This is a genomic window from Mycobacterium asiaticum (assembly GCF_001673635.1).
In the GTDB taxonomy this organism is placed as follows: Bacteria; Actinomycetota; Actinomycetes; order Mycobacteriales; family Mycobacteriaceae; genus Mycobacterium; species Mycobacterium asiaticum_C.
Map to the genome: position 1 here is coordinate 143,230 of NZ_LZMH01000031.1, position 17,274 is coordinate 160,503.

Consider the following 17,274-nt stretch of genomic DNA (forward strand, 5'->3'; position numbering starts at 1 on the left):
CAGAACTGGGCCTGCAGCGGCCACCCATCCCGCACTAGGGTGGGATTGATCAGTTTGATGACCCCAGGACTGAGGACTGAATGACCACACTCGAAGAGATCTCCGCCCTTACGCAACCGCGCCACCCCGATGACTGGACCGAGATCGATTCGGCTGCGGTCGACACGATCCGGGTCCTGGCCGCCGACGCCGTCCAGAAGGTTGGCAACGGCCACCCCGGGACCGCCATGAGCCTGGCCCCGCTGGCCTACACCCTGTTCCAGCGCACCATGCGTCACGATCCCAGCGACGTGCACTGGCTGGGCCGCGACCGGTTCGTGCTGTCGGCCGGACACAGCAGCCTGACGCTGTACCTGCAGCTCTACCTGGGTGGCTTCGGTCTCGAGCTGGAGGACATCGAGTCGCTGCGGACCTGGAAGTCCAAGACCCCTGGGCACCCGGAGTTCCGGCACACCAGGGGTGTGGAGATCACCACCGGCCCGCTGGGCCAGGGGTTGGCCTCGGCCGTCGGGATGGCGATGGCGGCGCGGTATGAGCGTGGCCTGTTCGATCCGGACGCCGCGCCGGGCACCAGCCCGTTCGACCATCACATCTACGTGATCGCCTCCGACGGCGACATCGAAGAAGGTGTGACCTCTGAGGCGTCGTCGCTGGCCGGTGTGCAGCAACTGGGCAATCTGATCGTGTTCTACGACAGCAACCAGATCTCGATCGAGGACGACACCAACATCGCGCTGTGTGAGGACACCCCTGCCCGCTATCGGGCCTACGGCTGGCATGTCCAGGAGGTCGAGGGCGGCGAGAACGTGGTCGGCATCGAGGAGGCGATCGCCAACGCGAAAGCCGAAACCGATCGGCCGTCGTTCATCGCGCTGCGCACCATCATCGGCTTCCCGGCGCCCAACCTGATGAACACCGGCAAGGCGCACGGCGCCGCGCTCGGTGACGACGAGGTCGCCGAGGTCAAAAAGATCCTCGGTTTCGACCCGGACAAAAACTTCGAGGTGCGCGACGAGGTCATCGCGCACACCCGCAAGCTGGTGGACCGCGGCAAGGAAGCCCACGAGAAGTGGCAGCAGGACTTCGACGCGTGGGCCGAGCGGGAACCCGAGCGCAAGGCGCTGCTGGACCGGTTGACGGCAGAGGAACTGCCCGAGGGCTGGGACGCCGACCTGCCGCACTGGGAACCGGACGACGATGCGATAGCCACCCGCAAGGCCTCCAACGAGGTGCTCAACGCGGTGGGACCCAAACTGCCTGAATTGTGGGGTGGATCCGCCGACCTGGCGGGCAGCAACAACACCACCATCAAGGGCGCGGACTCGTTTGGCCCGCCGTCGATTTCGACGAAGGATTACACCGCCCACTGGTATGGCCGGACGCTGCACTTCGGTGTCCGCGAGCACGCCATGGGCGCGATTCTGTCTGGCATCGTGCTGCACGGTCCCACCCGCGCCTACGGCGGCACCTTCCTGCAGTTCTCCGACTACATGCGCCCGGCGGTGCGGTTGGCGTCGTTGATGGACATCGACACCATCTACGTGTGGACGCACGACTCGGTCGGTCTGGGCGAGGACGGCCCGACTCACCAACCCATCGAGCATCTTTCGGCGCTGCGGGCCATCCCGAACCTGTCGGTGGTACGCCCAGCCGACGCCAACGAGACGGCATTTGCCTGGCGCACGATCCTGGCGCGGGGTAACGGCAGCGGACCCGTTGGGCTGATCCTGACCCGCCAGAACGTGCCGATTCTCGAGGGCACCAACCTGGACGGCGTGGCGCGCGGTGGCTACGTGCTGGGCCAGGAGGCCGGTGGCCGGGAAGACGACGACGAGCCCGATGTCGTGCTGATCGGCACCGGCTCCGAGGTGCAGCTGGCGGTCGCGGCGCAGAAGTTGCTGGCGGACAAGGACATCGTCGCGCGGGTGGTGTCCATGCCCTGCGTCGAGTGGTTCGAATCGCAGCCGAGCGACTACCGCGACAGTGTGCTGCCCCCGTCGGTTTCGGCACGGGTGGCCGTCGAGGCCGGTGTCGCGCAGTCCTGGCACAAGCTCGTGGGCGACACCGGGAAGATCGTGTCGATCGAGCACTACGGCGAATCCGCCGACTACAAGACCTTGTTCCGTGAGTACGGCTTCACAGCGGAAGCCGTCGCTGCCGCCGCGGAAGAAGCACTCGATAATTGAGAAAAGGTGATTGAAGATGACCCAGAATCCAAACCTCGCGGCGTTGAGCGAAGCAGGCGTATCGGTATGGCTGGACGATCTCTCGCGGGACCGGATCAAGTCGGGCAATCTGCAGGAACTGATTGACACCAAGAGTGTCGTCGGGGTGACCACCAACCCGTCGATATTCCAGAAGGCGCTGGCCGACAGCGATACCTATAACGACCAGGTCGCCGAACTGGCCGAGCGCGGCGCCGACGTGGATGCCACCATCCGCACCGTCACCACCGACGACGTCCGCAACGCCTGCGACGTGTTGCGGCCGCAGTGGGAATCATCCGACGGCGTCGACGGCCGGGTGTCGATCGAGGTCGACCCGCGGCTGGCGCACGACACCGACAAGACCACCCAGCAGGCCATCGAGCTGTGGAAGATCGTCGACCGGCCGAACCTGCTGATCAAGATCCCCGCGACCGAGGCCGGCATCCCCGCCATCGCTTCGACGCTGGCCGAAGGGATTTCGGTCAACGTCACGCTGATCTTCTCGGTCGAGCGCTACCGCGCGGTGATGGGCGCCTACCTGGAGGGGCTGGAACGGGCCAAGCAAGCCGGCCATGACCTGTCCAAGATCCATTCCGTCGCTTCGTTTTTCGTGTCCCGGGTGGACACCGAGGTGGACAAGCGGCTGGAAAAGATCGACTCCGACGAGGCGCGGGCGCTGTTGGGACAAGCCGCGGTCGCCAATGCCCGCCTGGCCTATGCGGCATACCAGGAGGTCTTCGAGGGCGGTGAGCGGTTCGAGCCGCTCAAGGCCGACGGCGCCCGCGTGCAGCGGCCGCTCTGGGCGTCCACCGGCGTCAAAAACCCCGACTACTCCGACACCCTTTACGTCACCGAACTGGTGGCGCCGAACACCGTCAACACCATGCCGGAGAAGACAATTGACGCCGTGGCCGACCACGGCGTGATCAACGGCGACACGGTGACCGGCACCGGTTCCGAAGCCCAGCAAGTGTTCGACAAGCTGCAGGACATCGGCATCGACCTGGACGACGTGTTCATCGTGCTGGAGAACGAAGGCGTCCAGAAGTTCGAGGAGTCCTGGAGCGAGCTACTCAAGGAGACTCAGGCGCAGCTGGACTCCGCCAAGAAATGACCCAAGCGTGGCATAACCCGCTGCGGGACAAGCGGGATAAAAGGCTGCCCAGAATCGCCGGTCCGTGCGGCATGGTGATCTTCGGCGTCACCGGCGACCTGGCCCGCAAGAAGGTGATGCCGGCGATCTACGACCTGGCCAACCGCGGCTTGCTGCCGCCGACGTTTTCCCTGGTGGGTTTCGCGCGCCGCGACTGGAGCACCCAGGATTTCGGCGACGTGGTCTACAACGCCGTCAAGCAACACTGCCGGACCCCGTTCCGGCAGGAGAACTGGGACCGGTTGGCCGAGGGATTCCGTTTCGTGCCAGGCGCTTTCGACGATGACGACGCGTTCGCGCGGCTCGCCGAGACGCTGGAGAAGCTCGACGCCGAGCGCGGCACCGGCGGCAATCATGCGTTCTACCTGGCCATCCCACCGAAGTCCTTCCCACAGGTGTGCGAACAGCTGCACAAGTCGGGGCTGGCTCGGCCGCAGGGCAGCCGGTGGAGCCGCGTGGTGATCGAGAAGCCGTTCGGGCATGACCTGGCCAGTGCCCAGGACCTGAACAAGACGGTCAACTCCGTCTTCCCGGAGGAATCGGTCTTCCGCATCGACCACTACCTCGGCAAGGAGACGGTGCAGAACATCCTGGCGTTGCGATTTGCCAACCAGCTGTTCGACCCGATCTGGAACGCGCATTACGTCGACCACGTGCAGATCACCATGGCCGAGGACATCGGGCTGGGCGGCCGGGCCGGCTACTACGACGGCATCGGCGCCGCCCGCGATGTGATCCAGAACCACTTGATGCAGCTACTGGCGCTGACCGCGATGGAGGAGCCGGTCAGCTTCAATCCTCATGCGTTGCAGACCGAGAAGATCAAGGTGCTGTCGGCGACCCGGCTGGCCGAGCCCCTCGACGAGACCACCAGCCGCGGCCAGTACGCCGCCGGCTGGCAGGGCGGAGAAAAAGTGGTCGGGCTACTCGATGAGGAAGGGTTCTCCAAGGACTCCATCACCGAGACCTTCGCCGCGATCACCCTCGAGGTCGACACCCGACGCTGGGCCGGGGTGCCGTTCTACCTGCGCACCGGAAAACGCTTGGGCCGCAGGGTCACCGAAATCGCTCTGGTCTTCAAGCGCGCGCCGCACCTGCCGTTCGACGCCACCATGACCGACGAACTGGGCACCAATGCGATGGTCATCCGAGTGCAACCGGACGAGGGCATCACGCTGCGATTCGGGTCGAAGGTGCCGGGCAGCGCGATGGAGGTCCGCGACGTCAACATGGACTTCTCCTATGGCTCGGCGTTCGCCGAGGAATCACCGGAGGCGTACGAGCGGCTGATCCTCGATGTGCTGCTCGGCGAGCCGTCCCTGTTCCCGGTCAATGAGGAGGTCGAATTGGCCTGGGAGATATTGGATCCCGCGCTGGACAACTGGGCATCACACGGGAAGCCGGACCCATATGAGGCGGGTACCTGGGGCCCGGAGTCGGCATTCGAGATGTTGCGCCGGACCGGCCGGGAATGGCGGCGGCCATGATCCTGCGTTGTGAACGCGTTGATGCGCAGGAGCGGCCGTGATAGTCGACATGCCTGACACCACCACCACGGCGGTGAACAAGAAGCTCGACGACATGCGCGAGAAGGCCGGCATTGTCACGATGGGCCGGGTCCTGACGTTGATCATCGCCCCCGACAGCGAGGCGGTGCTCGAAGAATCCATCGAGGCCGCCAACGGTGCCAGCCATGAACACCCCAGTCGCGTCATCGTCGCGATGCGTGGTGACCCGTACGCCGACAAGCCGAGCCTGGACGCCCAGATCCGGGTGGGCGGCGACGCCGGCGCCGGCGAGGTCGTCGTACTCAAGCTGTCCGGTTCGCTGTCCGGTCACGCCAACAGCGTCGTAACCCCCTTCCTGCTTCCCGATATCCCGGTGGTCGCGTGGTGGCCGGACATCGCCCCGGCGGTCCCGGCGCAGGACCCGTTGGGCAAGTTGGCGATTCGCCGCATCACCGACGCCACCAACGGCGTCGATCCGTTGTCGGCGATCAAGAGCCGGCTGGCCGGATACACCGCGGGCGACACCGACCTGGCGTGGAGTCGCATCACCTACTGGCGCGCGCTGCTCACCTCGGCCATCGACCTGCCGCCGCACGAGCCGATCGAGTCGGCGCTGGTTTCGGGTCTGCGTGACGAACCCGCCCTCGACATCCTGGCGGGCTGGCTGGCCCACTGCATCGATGGCCCGGTGCGCCGTGAGGTCGGCGAGCTGAAGGTGGAGTTGGTGCGCAAGAGCGAGACCATCGTGTTGAGCCGGCCGCAGGAAGGAACCACCGCAACCCTGAGCCGCACAGCCAAGCCCGAAGCGCTGGTTCCGTTGGCGCGCAGGGAAACCGGTGAATGCCTGGCCGAAGACCTGCGCCGACTGCACGCCGACGAGATCTTCCACGCCGCACTGCAAGGTATCGAGAAAGTGCAATACCAGTGAGCGCAGAGATCGAAGTATTCGCCGACAGTGAGGCTTTGGTGCAGGCGGCCGGTGAACGGTTGGTCAGCGCCATCAATGCCGCGGTTCAGGCTCGCGGGCAAGCGCTGATCGTACTCACCGGCGGCGGCAACGGTATCGCCCTGCTGCGCTACCTCGCCGACACACAGCAGGTCGACTGGTCCAAGGTCCACCTGTTCTGGGGTGACGAGCGCTACGTGCCCGAGGACGACGACGAGCGCAACGAGAAGCAGGCCCGGGAAGCGTTGATCGACCACGTCCCGGTGCCGGCGAGCCAGGTACATCCAATGGCAGCCAGCAACGGCGAATTCGGTCCCGACATCGATGCCGCCGCGCTGGCCTACGAGCAGATCCTGGCGGCGAACGCCGCACCCGGTGAGACGGCACCCGATTTCGACGTCCACCTGCTGGGCATGGGACCCGAGGGACACATCAACTCACTGTTCCCGGACACGCCCGCCGTGCGCGAGACCGACCGTCTGGTGGTCGCGGTCGAGGATTGTCCGAAGCCGCCGCCGTTGCGAATCACCTTGACTTTGCCCGCGATTCAGCGTTCCCGGGAGGTGTGGCTGATCGTCTCGGGGGCGGGGAAAGCGGACGCGGTGGCCGCCGCCCTCGGCGGCGCCGATCCCGTTTCAGTCCCGGCAGCGGGCGCCGTGGGACGGGAGGCCACTCGGTGGCTGCTCGACCGGGACGCCGCGGGCAAACTTTCCGGTTGACATCGGGCATTTGCTGCCGGGGGTAGGTTCACCGATGTCAATGCGGTAATAATGACCGTCATGGCAGACAGAAGCGGCGGCCGTCCGACCCCGGCTCGGCAAAGAGTGAAGACGCTTACCCAGGCGGCGTTAAATGCCGACAAGACGGTGGAGCAGGTCGAGGACGTCCTCGACGGTCTGAGCACCTCCCTGGTCGAGCTCAACAAATGCCTGGGTGCGCTCAATGCCACCGTTGAGCGCATGGAAGGTGGTTTGAACCACCTGGACAGAACGCTGTCCAGCCTGGACGACCTTGCGCAGCGGCTGGTCGTCCTGCTCGAGCCGGTGGAGGCGATCATCGAACGGTTCGACTACGTGGTCGGCCTGGGCGAAACGATGATGACGCCGCTCTCGGCGACCGAACACGTCCTGCGTGGGGTGCTGGACCGCCTACGAAATCGGTCGGTCCACTAGGTCGTGCCCCGAAAACCTGTGCGCCTCGGTCGACTCCGTTGAACACCTCCACTGACTGCTGAAACGTGTGCTCACCTGTTGGTGGACCGGGTCAACTGAGACGCGGCGGTTCGTGCGCGCGTAGCGGCGGCAGTTCACCGGTGAACTTCTCCACCTGAACCAGCACATGCTGACCGGTACTGCCGTGCGCCAGCGAGGATGTCCCGACGTCGTTGGTCAATGCGTTCGGGTTACCGTGCACGCACATCGAATCGGGGTCGGCCGGGTCGGCGGGGTCGAACCACGCGCCGGTGGACAGTTGCACCACCTGCGGCCGCAGATCGTCGTCGACCACCACACCGGCCAGGCAGGCTCCTCGATCGTTGAACACCCGCACGATGTCGCCGTCACCGAGACCGCGCACTGCCGCGTCTACAGGATGCATCCGGATCGGTTCTCTGCCATGAATTTTCGATGCCATACTGGCGGCGCCGTGGTCGAGTTGGCTGTGCAGCCGGGTGCGCGGCTGGTTGGCGATCATGTGCAGCGGAAATCTGGTGGCACGCGGACCGTGCAACCACTCGGTCGGTTCGAACCAGCTGGGGTGGCCGGCGCAGTCTTGCAGCCCGAACCGGTCGATCGTTGCCGAGAAGATCTCGATGCGCCCACTCGGCGTCCCCAACGGACTATTGACCGGATCGGCGCGGAAGTCGGCAAACCACGTCAGGCCGGTTCGGGTCGGCAATTCGAGCTCGCCCGCGCGCCAGAACTCGGCAAAGGTCGGCACGGCGAAATCCTGTTCGGCCGCCCACTTGCCGTACATGTGCTCCAGCCATTCGTATCCGGTGCGGCCCTCGGTGAACCGCTCGCCGAAGCCCATCCGGTGCGCCAGTGCGGCAAAGGTGTCGTAGTCGTCGCGGGCGTTCGCGTATGGCGGGACCATCGCCTTCATGGCGATCAAGGTGGAATCGGTGCGGCTGCCGCCGAAGTCGTCGCGTTCGAAGCTGGTGGTCGTTGGTACGACGATGTCGGCGTGTTTGGCCATCGCGGTCCAAAACTGTTCGTGCACAACGATTGTGTCGACCCGAGCCAGTGCCCGGCGCAGCCGCGGCAGGTTCTGGTGGTGATGGAACGGGTTGCCGCCCGCCCAGAAGACGCACTTGATGTCGGGCAGATCGAGCAGTTGACCGTTGAAGGGCAGCTTGTCACCCGGCCGGTGCAACAACTCGTTGATGGCGGCCACCGGGATGAACGTGCGCACCGCATTGGCGCCCTGCGGCAGGGTCGGCAAGCCGCAGGCCAGCGGCGGGTTGCCGATGCCGTTGGAGCCGTAGGCATGGCCGTAACCCCCTCCCGGGAGCCCGATTTGGCCGAGCATGGCAGCCAGGGTGGCGCCCATCCACACTGTCTGCTCGCCGTGTTCGATCCGCTGCAGCGACAGGCTGGTGGTGATCAGGGTGCGGCCCGCCGCCATCCGTCGGGCCAGATCCCGCAGCACGTCCGCGTCCACACCGGCCAGATGCGCCGCCCACTCCGGGGTCTTGGCCACCGCGTCCGTACCACCCAGGACGTAGCGTTCGAAGCGCTCGTATCCGGTGCAATAGGTGTCCAGGAAGGCGCGATCGACCAGTGACTCGGTGATGAGCACGTGGGCCAGGCCCAGCATGATCGCCACGTCGGTCCCCGGTATAGCCGGGATCCATTGGCACTTTTCGCCGAGATGCCCGGCGATCGCGGTGATGTCGTCCCGCAGCGGGCTGACCGAGATCAACCGGCCGCCTCCCCCGCGATAGTCGGCGATGTGGTCACGGTCGGGGTGGCGGGTGGTGCCGCCGGGCATAACCGCGGTGTTCTTCAGCGGCAAACCGCCGAACGCCACCAGCAGGTCGGTGTGCTCGACGATGACGTCCCAGGTGGTGGACCGGCTCATCATGTCGTAGAACTCGCCACCGAATATGTGCGGGAAGATCACCTCCGACGCGCCGGCGCTGTAACTGTGCCGCGACGCGGTGTAGCCGCCCAGCAGGTTCAGAAAGCGGTGCACCTGGCTCTGGGCGTGGTGGAACCGTCCAGCGCTGGCCCAGCCGTAGGAGCTGCCGTAAATCGCCTCGTTGCCGTAGCGGTCGACGACCCGGCGCAGCTCGGTGGCCAGCAGCTCGATCAACTCGTCCCAGCCGACCTCGACGAACTCGTCCGCGCCGCGCCGGTCGCTGGGGCCTGGGCCGTTTTCCAGCCAACCGCGCCGCACGGCGGGATTGGCGACGCGGCTGCGATGGCGAATGGCACCGGGCAGATTCTGTAGTTGCGGAGCGGGGTTGGTATCGCGGCCCAGCGCGCTCACCGCCACGATGTCGCCGTCGCGGACCTGGGCGTTGAACGCGCCCCAGTGCGTCGTCGACGTGTGGGTGTGCACCATTGCTGCAGTCTAGGGGGCCGGCTACCCGCTGTTCCGGAGCGCGCTGGCCAACCCGTTCATGGTCAGCAGGATGCCGCGCTGAACGAATTCGTTGTCCTCCCCCGAGCGATAGCGGCGCAGCAATTCCACCTGCAGGTGGTTCAGCGGCTCCAGGTAAGGGAACCGGTTGAACACCGAACGCGCCAGCGCAGCATTGTCGGCGAGTAGGTCTTCCTGGCCGGTGATGCGCTTGTACATAGCGATCGTGCGGCGATGCTCGTCGACGATCTTGTCGAACACCCTGCGCCGCAGGGCTTCGTCGTCGACCAGTTCGGAATAGCGGGCGGCCAGGCCGAGATCGCTTTTCGCCAGTACCTGCGCCATGTTGGAGAGCACGCTGCGAAAGAACGGCCAGCGCTCGTAGAGATCGTGCAGCACCGCCAGCCGTTCCTCCTCACCTTCGGGGCCGGCCGCGATCCACTGTTCGAAAGCCGCTCCGGTGCCGTACCACCCGGGCAGCATGACCCGCGACTGGCTCCACGCCAGCACCCACGGGATGGCACGCAGGTCCGCGATCGATTCGGTGGGTTTACGTGAGCTCGGCCGGCTGCCGATGTTGAGGGACCCGATCTCGCTGACCGGGGTGGAGGCCTTGAAGTATTCGACGAATCCCGCTGTGTCGTGGACTAATTCGGCGTATGCCCGGTTGGCCAGCGTGGCGACTTCGTCGAGCACGGCGTAGGCCGGTTCGGCGGTGTCACCAAGACCTTCGACGTCGAGCAGCGTCGACTCCAGGGTGGCCGCCACCAGGCTTTCCAGGTTGCGCCGGGCGCTTCGGGGCTCGGCATATTTGGCGGCGATCACCTCACCCTGTTCGGTGAGCCGCAACGAGCCGTTCACCGCGCCGGGCGGCTGCGCCAGGATGGCCTGATAGCTCGGCCCGCCGCCGCGCCCGACGGTTCCGCCCCGACCGTGGAAGAGCCGCAACCGAATTCCGTTCTTACGTGCCGCCTCGACCAGTGCCAGCTCGGCGCGGTACACCGCCCAGTTGGCGGCCAGATAACCGCCGTCCTTGTTGGAATCGGAGTAGCCCAGCATCACTTCCTGCTCGTCGTCGCGGGCGGCGACCATGGCCCGGTACAGCGGCAGTTCCAGCATGGTCTGCAGGATCGCCGCCCCGTTGTGCAGATCGTCGATCGTCTCGAACAGCGGCGAGATGCCGACCGGGCAGTACGGCTCCTCCCCCGAGGCGTCCAGCAGTCCCGCTTCTTTCAGCAGGATCGCCACCTCCAAAATGTCGGACACCGACTGGCACATGGAGATGACGTAATTGGGAACCGCTGCGGGACCGTAGGTTTCGACGGCGTGGGTGGCGGCGCTGACGATGTCGAGCTCCTTGCGCGCCAACTCGGACAGATGCGCGCGGTCCCTGATCAGCGGCCGGCGGGTGCTCAGTTCGGTCACCAGCAGTTCCACCCGCTCGTCTTCCGGCAATGAGGCGTAGTCCGGGTGCACGCCGGCCCAGGCCAGCAGTTCGGCGACCACCTCCTCGTGCACGTCGGAGTTCTGCCGCAGGTCCAGGCCACTGAGATGAAACCCGAACACGTGCACGGCTTCCCGCAACAACGCCAACCGGTCGTCGGCCAGCACGGCACTGCCGTGAGTGCGCAAGGACGCGTCGATGGTGTCGAGGTCGGCCCGCAGTTCCTCGGGCGTGTCATACGCCGGCAGACCTAGATCGAGAAGGTGCTGCGGCTGTTCGTCCAGGATCGCGGTGGCGGTGGCGCTCAGCCGGGACCGGATCACCCGTAACGCTCGGCGGTACGGCTCGTCGGCGCGTGCCTTGTCCTGGCAGCCCTCGGCCAGCTCGCCGAGTTCGGATGTCACGTCGAGCAGCCGTGACGACATCGACAGCTCCTGCTCGAGGTGGTCGAGCTCGGTCAGGTAGTGGGACAGCGCGGTGAAGGCGGCGCTGCCGGTAGCAAGCCGGACCACCTCGGCGGTGACGTTCGGGTTGCCGTCGCGGTCGCCGCCGATCCATGAGCCCGGGCGCAGCACCGGTCCAGACAGCAGGTTCGCGTCGGGCCAGCGCTTCTGCAAGGCCTCCCTTACCTCGGCGTTGACCCGCGGAATGACTTCGAAGAACGAGGCCGGGTAATACCGCAGTCCGACGGCGATCTCGTCGCTGATCTGCAGCCGGGACAATCGGATGATCGCGGTCTGCCACAGCGTGAGGATCTGGCGGCGCAACTCCAGTTCGATGCTGCGGCCACTGTCGGTCTCGGTGTGACCTTCGGCGTGCAACCGCATCAGCTCGGTGATGCGGTGCTGGGTGACGAAGACGGTGCGCCGCCGGGTTTCGGTCGGATGGGCAGTGATCACCGGCGCCACCAGCGCGCCCTTGAGAGCCTCGGCGACCGTCGCCGAATCGAGTTCCGCCTCATCCAATTTGAGGTAGGTGGCGGCCAGGCTGCTGTCCTGCGGGGGTTCCCCGGCGGCGACGTGGATGCTGCGGCGGCGCTCCCGATGGATGTCCTCGGCCACGTTGGCCAACAGTGCGAACTGGGTGAAGGCGCGGATGACGGGAAGGGCCTGGTGGATGTCGATGCCGTCGAACATGCGCGACACCTCGGCGCGGTCGATCTCCGAGCGTCGTACCCGGAAGGACTCGACGCGGGCGCGCTCGACGAGGTCGAACACCTCTTCGCCGTTCTGCTCGCGCACCGTGTCACCGAGGATGGCGCCCAGCAGCCGGATGTCGGCGCGCATGGGCTCGGTCGCCTCGCGTCCCAACGCCGTTCGGTGCACGTCGCCGATGGGGTCCAGCGCGGTGTCAGAAACCTCGACCATATGTCCCAGTATTGAGGGGAACCGCCGAGTCGGCTATTTGGCGGCGACCGATGCGATGACGAACACGATGAATATCAGGGCGGGAATCCCCAGCAGCAGGCCGGCAACCAGCCCGAAAACCACCTTGCTGGCCTGGTCGATACCTGCCGTCGGCGGACCGAGCAAACCCGGACCGCCGAACGAGCGCATCCGGTATTCGAGTTCGACCCACTGCCCTGGCGCGACATCGACCATCAGGTCGGCCCGCCCGAACTGTCTTCGATAGAGCCCGTCCTGGCAGTAGGCGTGCAGATGGTGACGACCCGGAGACGCCGGCCGTGAGCGGGTCGGCCATAGGGCCAGCCTGGCTGGGCATTGTTCATGGGCGCGCCCCGATCGACGGCGAATTTGCAGCTCACCGTATCCCTGGTGCAGCCTCACCTGGGCTGATCCCGTTCTATTGCTGCGTCCGTCGCGGGCGGTCCGGCGGCGTTGGGTAGTCTGCCCGTATGGAATTGGCCCTGCAGATCACCCTTGTGGTCACCAGCGTGTTGGTGGTGTTGCTGGTGTTGCTGCACCGCGCCAAGGGTGGCGGCCTGTCGACGCTGTTCGGTGGCGGTGTGCAGTCCAGCCTGTCCGGCTCGACGGTGGTGGAAAAGAACCTCGACCGGCTGACGCTGTTCATCACCGGAATCTGGCTGGTTTCGGTGATCGGCATGGCGTTGCTGATCAAGTACCGCTGAGCGGCCGTCAGAATCTGAACAACTCCGGCGCTACCGGCCTGCCGAAGTGCCAGCCCTGCGCGGAGTCGCAGCCGAGGGCCCGCAACCGGGCCGCCTGGCTGGGGGTCTCGACCTGTTCGGCGGTGACGGTGAGCCCTAGCGTGTGAGCCAGGTCGATCATGGCTCTGGTGATCTGTTCGTCAGCCAGCCGACCGTGAATGTTGCCGCCGAGGTTGTTGATGAACTCCCCGGCCAGCTTGACCACATCGACCGGCAGATCACGCAGGTAGGCCAGGCTGGAGAAGCCGGTGCCGAAATCGTCGATGGCGATCGACACGCCCATGGCCGACAGCTGCTGCATCCTGCGTACTGAGGTCTCGTCCTTGCCCAGGACCGCGTTTTCGGTGAGCTCCAGTTGCAACGCATGCGGCGGCAGTCCGTTGTGGTGCAGGGCGTTCTTGACCACCGAGAGAAAGCTCGGATCACACACATTTCGGACGGCGACATTGACGCTGACGAACAGCGGCGAGTCGACCGCCTGACTGGCTCGCCAGCCCTGCACGTGGCGACATGCTTGCTCCACCACGAACGTCGTGAGCGGCACGATCATGCCGTTGCGCTCAGCGAGATTGATGAATCGGTCTGGCAGCAGTGTCCCCAGCGTCGGGTGCTCCCACCGCACCAAGGCTTCGGCTCCGATGACGGCGTTGTCGGAGAGCCGCACGATCGGCTGGTAGACGAGGCGGAACTCACCGCGATCGAGGGCTTTGTGCATCGGGGTGTTCTCGTGGTGGCGATCGTGGATCACCCACCGGTTGCCGCCGGCCTGCTTGGCACGCGCGAGCGTGACGTCGGCGCCCTTCATCAGGTCGACTTCGGAGATGATGGCGACCTCCTGTTCCATCACTCCCACGCTGGCGGACACGGTGATCGGGTTGCCGTCGACGTCGAAGGGCGACTCGAGAACACGCAGCACCGAGTCGGCGAGCTCGGTGACCTCGTCCGTGCTGGCCGGCTCCGGCAGCAGGAAGACGAATTCGTCCCCACCGAGGCGCGCGACGAATTGTTCGGGCCGCTGCAGGCACAACGACAGCCGCTCAGCGACCTCGACGAGTAGCTTGTCACCGATGTCGTGGCCGAGCGTGTCGTTGACGTCCTTGAAACCGTCGAGGTCGACGTAGCAGATGCCCACCCGGGACTGCGGGTCTTCGAACGCCGTGCTGAGGCGGTCGAAGAACTGGCTGCGATTGGGCAATCCGGTCAGCGGATCGTGTGAAGCCTGATGACGCAACTGTTGTTCGAGCTCGCGCCGGTCGGTGACATCTCCGAACACGGCCAGCGTGTAGATGGGTACGCCGTTGGCGTCGCGGATCAGGGAAACGTTGACGGTGTTCCAGATGGTGTGCCCGTCGCGATGCAGGTGCGGCTTTTCCAGGCTTACCATCTCGACGTCGCCCCGCATCAAGGCCGCGTACTGATCCCACACTTCCATCGTGTCGTCCGGATGGGTGAGATCGGTGACCTGAAACGTCCGGATGAATTCTTCGGTCTCGTAGCCGAACATGTTCGCGAACGCGTCGTTGACCACCAAAATCTTGCCCATGATGTCGGAAATGCCCACCCCGACGCCCGACTGTGCGAATACCGCACGCAGGAGCGCTGCGTCCCGGCCGCTCGCACCGCCGGCGAAAATCGATTCGAGAGCGCCATTGGCTGCCCTCATGTTGGTTGTCTCCCCCGTGAGCACGCCGCCCACGTCGTCTTGACCGTCCATCTCGTTGAGTTCCTCCATCCCCGAGACGACTCATCCACCTTGCAGACCGGTCACCGACACGCGGTCAACACCCGTTAGCAGTAACACACATTTTTCCAACCCGATACCAAACCAGCACCAGCGATGAGATGAACTCACCCCGGGATCCGACATGTGGCGGGTGGTGAGGCAACTAAACGATTGTACTCAACGGGCGTATAATTAGCACAACTTCGAAAGGCCGGTTGACGTTAGCGACTCAGCTGCAGCGGTCGAGTCCAGCAAAGAAAGACCTCGCGATGAAACATGTGATGGAACTGCGCGATGCGGGCCAGGAGGCAGCGCGTAGACATGCGTTTTTCAAGTGGCTTTCTAGCGACCAGGTCCCCGCAAGGGACCGCTTGGCCATCGGGCCGGCCGGCGCGTTCTTCATAATGCAGTTCCGGGACATGAACCGCTGGGTGCTGCGCTTCCCGGAGCCGCGAGACGAATACGAATGGCTGATCAACCTCGGCACTCTCGAAGACGAGAAGCATTCGAGGATGTTTCTGGAAGATTGGCGCAAGCTCGACCTGGATTCCCGGCTGGGTTGGCGTACCAGCGACATGCTCTGGTGGTTGTTCCTCTCACCGGATCAGGAAACGTTCCGCCGCAGTGGAATTGAGTTCATCAGGCTGGCTGTCGACGACGGTGACGATGCGCTGATCCGGTTCGGCCACTCGGAAGCCGGCGAAGCGACCGGACATGTGATGCTCAGCAACACCGCCCGCGTCGCGGCCGAGCTGTCACGCCAGACCGGTCTGGAATACCGCTATTTCGGCCCGTACCACCTGGACCTGGAATCCGGGCACGTCGCCAACACCGAAGGGTTGTTCGAGGCGGTCGTGCTCGATCCCGAGCGCCGCGAACGCGCCGGCGACGCGTGTCGGCGCATGTTCGGCATTTTCGACGACATATTCACCGGATTCCACGACTACGCCACAACGTACCTGGAACCGGGAGTCGTCCCCCACAAACCAGAGGTGGTCTCGCTGGCCCGCGATGACTGGACGGCGCCCTCGCTCGTGGTCAAACCGCGTGATGACCATGACGCCGAGCTGGTTCGTCACATCGAGCAGCACAAAGCGCGTCTGCGCGCGCATCCGTTCTACGACTGGCTGCGCAGCGACGAGCACGGCCCGGCCGACAGGCTTCGTCTCTTCATCCCGATGTGGGTGATGGACATCCTCGGGTACCGCGACCTGACCAAGTACGCCATGACCTATGCGCACCCCGGTAGCGCGGAGGAACAGGCTGTCAACGCGTGGGCGTCGCGCTTGTCCCAGCACAGCAAGCTGTTCCTGTCCGACTGGGAAGCACTGGGACTAGATCAGGTGCTGGGCCACACGGCCAGTGACGCTCTCGAGTGGCTGTTTCTGGATGCCGATATGGATCTGCATCGGCAGAACATGGTCGAGTTCGCCAAAATTGCGTTGCGCCAACGGGATCCGGTGTTGCGCTGGTGGATGCTGGTAGCCCTTGAGTCGACGGGTGAAGAGTTCTTCGCGCAGACACAACCGCTGGCGCTTGCGGCGGAAGCGGAAACCGGTGGCCGGCTGGATTACCTTTGCGGGAGGCATGATCCGCCCAGCCTCACCGGTGATGCGGGCGGCTCGATCGAGATCAGCGCCCCAGCGTCGCTGACCGCCGAGCAATTGGAGCTGGCGAAGCATATCGCCGACCATGTGTTCGCCTCGATGGACCGCCAGTTGTGGCGGTCCTATGCCGTGGCGCGTGCCGGGAAGTATGCGGCACTGGCCAGTCACACGTAGGCCGGGGCCTGTTACGGCAGCGGTCCTCCGGCGGCGATGGCCGCCAGCGTCGCGAACTGCTCGCCGTCCAGTGACGCGCCGCCGACCAGTCCACCGTCGATGTCCTGCTGTGCGACAAGATCGCCGACATTCTTGGCGTTGACCGAGCCGCCGTAGAGCACCCGCACCGTCTCGGCGATCTGCGGGGAGGCCAGCGAGGCGAGCTCGGCACGGATCGCGGCGCACACCTCCTGGGCGTCGGCGGAACTGGCCACCCGCCCGGTGCCGATCGCCCAGACCGGCTCGTAAGCGATGACGACCCGACTGATCTGCTCGGCGGACAGGCCGGCCAGCGATCCGCGCAGTTGTTCCACGTTGTGCGACACGTGGTTTCCCGCCTCGCGGACATCGAGATGCTCGCCGATGCAGACGATCGGGATGAGCTCGTGCTTGAGGGCGGCCGCGGCCTTTGCGGCCACCAGCGCGTCGTCCTCGTTGTGGTAGGTGCGCCGCTCGGAGTGCCCGACGACGACGAAACTGCAACCCAGCTTCGCCAGGAAGGCCCCGCTGATGTCACCCGTGTAAGCGCCGGAGTCGTGCTGCGACAAGTCCTGAGCGCCGTAGGTGAGGCGCAGTTTGTCGCCGTCGACCAAGGTCTGCACGCTGCGCAGGTCGGTGAACGGCGGGATCACCGTGACATCGACCTTGTCGAAGTACTTGTCCGGCAGGGCGAATGCGATCTTCTGCACCAGCGCGATCGCCTCGAAGTGGTTCAGGTTCATCTTCCAGTTGCCGGCGATCAGCGGCTTGCGGCTCACGA

At 65.4% G+C, this 17,274-nt stretch carries 13 protein-coding genes and 1 pseudogene; 8 read left to right on the plus strand and 6 right to left on the minus strand.

What is annotated here, in order from left to right; all coding sequences use genetic code 11:
- Nucleotides 1-80: 80 nt before the first annotated feature.
- The 6 genes from tkt to A5645_RS08075 are packed head-to-tail and all read left to right on the plus strand — an operon-like array spanning nucleotide 81 to nucleotide 6,986.
- Nucleotides 81-2,186: a transketolase gene (gene tkt, locus A5645_RS08050; RefSeq protein WP_065129146.1), complete on the plus strand. Its 2,106-nt coding sequence runs from the start codon at nucleotides 81-83 to the stop codon at nucleotides 2,184-2,186.
- 16 nt (nucleotides 2,187-2,202) lie between these two features.
- Nucleotides 2,203-3,321 (plus strand): transaldolase, encoded by a 1,119-nt coding sequence (gene tal, locus A5645_RS08055; protein WP_065129147.1) that lies wholly within the window; start codon nucleotides 2,203-2,205, stop codon nucleotides 3,319-3,321.
- Nucleotides 3,318-4,847 carry a glucose-6-phosphate dehydrogenase gene (gene zwf, locus A5645_RS08060; protein ID WP_065129148.1) on the plus strand — a complete coding sequence of 510 codons (1,530 nt, stop codon included), beginning with the start codon at nucleotides 3,318-3,320 and terminating at the stop codon, nucleotides 4,845-4,847. The genes tal and zwf overlap by 4 nt, the downstream gene beginning before the upstream one ends.
- A gap of 37 nt (nucleotides 4,848-4,884) precedes the next feature.
- Nucleotides 4,885-5,796 (plus strand): glucose-6-phosphate dehydrogenase assembly protein OpcA, encoded by a 912-nt coding sequence (opcA, locus tag A5645_RS08065; RefSeq protein ID WP_065033763.1) that lies wholly within the window; start codon nucleotides 4,885-4,887, stop codon nucleotides 5,794-5,796.
- Nucleotides 5,793-6,533 (plus strand): 6-phosphogluconolactonase, encoded by a 741-nt coding sequence (gene pgl / locus A5645_RS08070; RefSeq protein WP_065129149.1) that lies wholly within the window; start codon nucleotides 5,793-5,795, stop codon nucleotides 6,531-6,533. The genes opcA and pgl overlap by 4 nt, the downstream gene beginning before the upstream one ends.
- Nucleotides 6,534-6,584: 51 nt before the next feature.
- A complete protein-coding gene (locus A5645_RS08075; RefSeq protein ID WP_065033765.1) occupies nucleotides 6,585-6,986 on the plus strand; it encodes an ATPase in 402 nt (133 codons plus the stop codon).
- Between the two features lie 91 nt (nucleotides 6,987-7,077).
- Here A5645_RS08075 and A5645_RS08080 read toward each other — a convergent pair whose 3' ends face one another.
- Genes A5645_RS08080 through A5645_RS08090 form a run of 3 tightly spaced genes read right to left on the minus strand, consistent with a single transcriptional unit; the run spans nucleotide 7,078 to nucleotide 12,444 of the window.
- Complete coding sequence (locus tag A5645_RS08080) at nucleotides 7,078-9,381, minus strand: molybdopterin guanine dinucleotide-containing S/N-oxide reductase (RefSeq protein ID WP_065129150.1); 2,304 nt, start codon at nucleotides 9,379-9,381, stop codon at nucleotides 7,078-7,080.
- A gap of 21 nt (nucleotides 9,382-9,402) precedes the next feature.
- Nucleotides 9,403-12,210, minus strand: a complete 2,808-nt coding sequence (gene ppc, locus A5645_RS08085; protein ID WP_065129151.1) for a phosphoenolpyruvate carboxylase — start codon at nucleotides 12,208-12,210, stop codon at nucleotides 9,403-9,405.
- 33 nt (nucleotides 12,211-12,243) lie between these two features.
- The gene (locus A5645_RS08090) at nucleotides 12,244-12,444 is read right to left on the minus strand and encodes a hypothetical protein (protein ID WP_065129152.1); all 201 of its coding nucleotides are present in this window, start codon (nucleotides 12,442-12,444) and stop codon (nucleotides 12,244-12,246) included.
- 254 nt (nucleotides 12,445-12,698) lie between these two features.
- On the opposite strand from A5645_RS08090, the gene secG reads away from it, so the two are divergent.
- Nucleotides 12,699-12,932 (plus strand): preprotein translocase subunit SecG, encoded by a 234-nt coding sequence (gene secG / locus A5645_RS08095; RefSeq protein WP_036355638.1) that lies wholly within the window; start codon nucleotides 12,699-12,701, stop codon nucleotides 12,930-12,932.
- Nucleotides 12,933-12,939: 7 nt separating this feature from the next.
- Here secG and A5645_RS29415 read toward each other — a convergent pair whose 3' ends face one another.
- Both A5645_RS29415 and A5645_RS29420 read right to left on the minus strand, forming a co-directional pair.
- The gene (locus A5645_RS29415; protein ID WP_436405477.1) at nucleotides 12,940-14,202 is read right to left on the minus strand and encodes a putative bifunctional diguanylate cyclase/phosphodiesterase; all 1,263 of its coding nucleotides are present in this window, start codon (nucleotides 14,200-14,202) and stop codon (nucleotides 12,940-12,942) included.
- A gap of 9 nt (nucleotides 14,203-14,211) precedes the next feature.
- Nucleotides 14,212-14,703 (minus strand): annotated as a pseudogene (locus tag A5645_RS29420) (PAS domain S-box protein); the annotation flags it as partial.
- Between the two features lie 362 nt (nucleotides 14,704-15,065).
- Here A5645_RS29420 and A5645_RS08105 point away from each other — a divergent pair.
- Nucleotides 15,066-16,475, plus strand: coding sequence for a hypothetical protein (locus A5645_RS08105; RefSeq protein ID WP_065129154.1), 1,410 nt, complete (start codon nucleotides 15,066-15,068; stop codon nucleotides 16,473-16,475).
- Between the two features lie 11 nt (nucleotides 16,476-16,486).
- Here A5645_RS08105 and tpiA read toward each other — a convergent pair whose 3' ends face one another.
- The gene (gene tpiA / locus A5645_RS08110) at nucleotides 16,487-17,272 is read right to left on the minus strand and encodes a triose-phosphate isomerase (RefSeq protein ID WP_065129155.1); all 786 of its coding nucleotides are present in this window, start codon (nucleotides 17,270-17,272) and stop codon (nucleotides 16,487-16,489) included.
- Nucleotides 17,273-17,274 lie beyond the last annotated feature (2 nt).

Bases quoted from the DNA above. Each gene is read 5' to 3' on its own strand.
- tkt (WP_065129146.1), top strand. From the start codon at position 81: ATGACCACACTCGAAGAGATCTCCGCCCTTACGCAACCGCGCCACCCC.
- tal (WP_065129147.1), top strand. From the start codon at position 2,203: ATGACCCAGAATCCAAACCTCGCGGCGTTGAGCGAAGCAGGCGTATCG.
- zwf (WP_065129148.1), top strand. From the start codon at position 3,318: ATGACCCAAGCGTGGCATAACCCGCTGCGGGACAAGCGGGATAAAAGG.
- A5645_RS08075 (WP_065033765.1), top strand. From the start codon at position 6,585: ATGACCGTCATGGCAGACAGAAGCGGCGGCCGTCCGACCCCGGCTCGG.
- A5645_RS08080 (WP_065129150.1), bottom strand. From the start codon at position 9,381: ATGGTGCACACCCACACGTCGACGACGCACTGGGGCGCGTTCAACGCC.
- ppc (WP_065129151.1), bottom strand. From the start codon at position 12,210: ATGGTCGAGGTTTCTGACACCGCGCTGGACCCCATCGGCGACGTGCAC.
- A5645_RS08090 (WP_065129152.1), bottom strand. From the start codon at position 12,444: ATGGTCGATGTCGCGCCAGGGCAGTGGGTCGAACTCGAATACCGGATG.
- secG (WP_036355638.1), top strand. From the start codon at position 12,699: ATGGAATTGGCCCTGCAGATCACCCTTGTGGTCACCAGCGTGTTGGTG.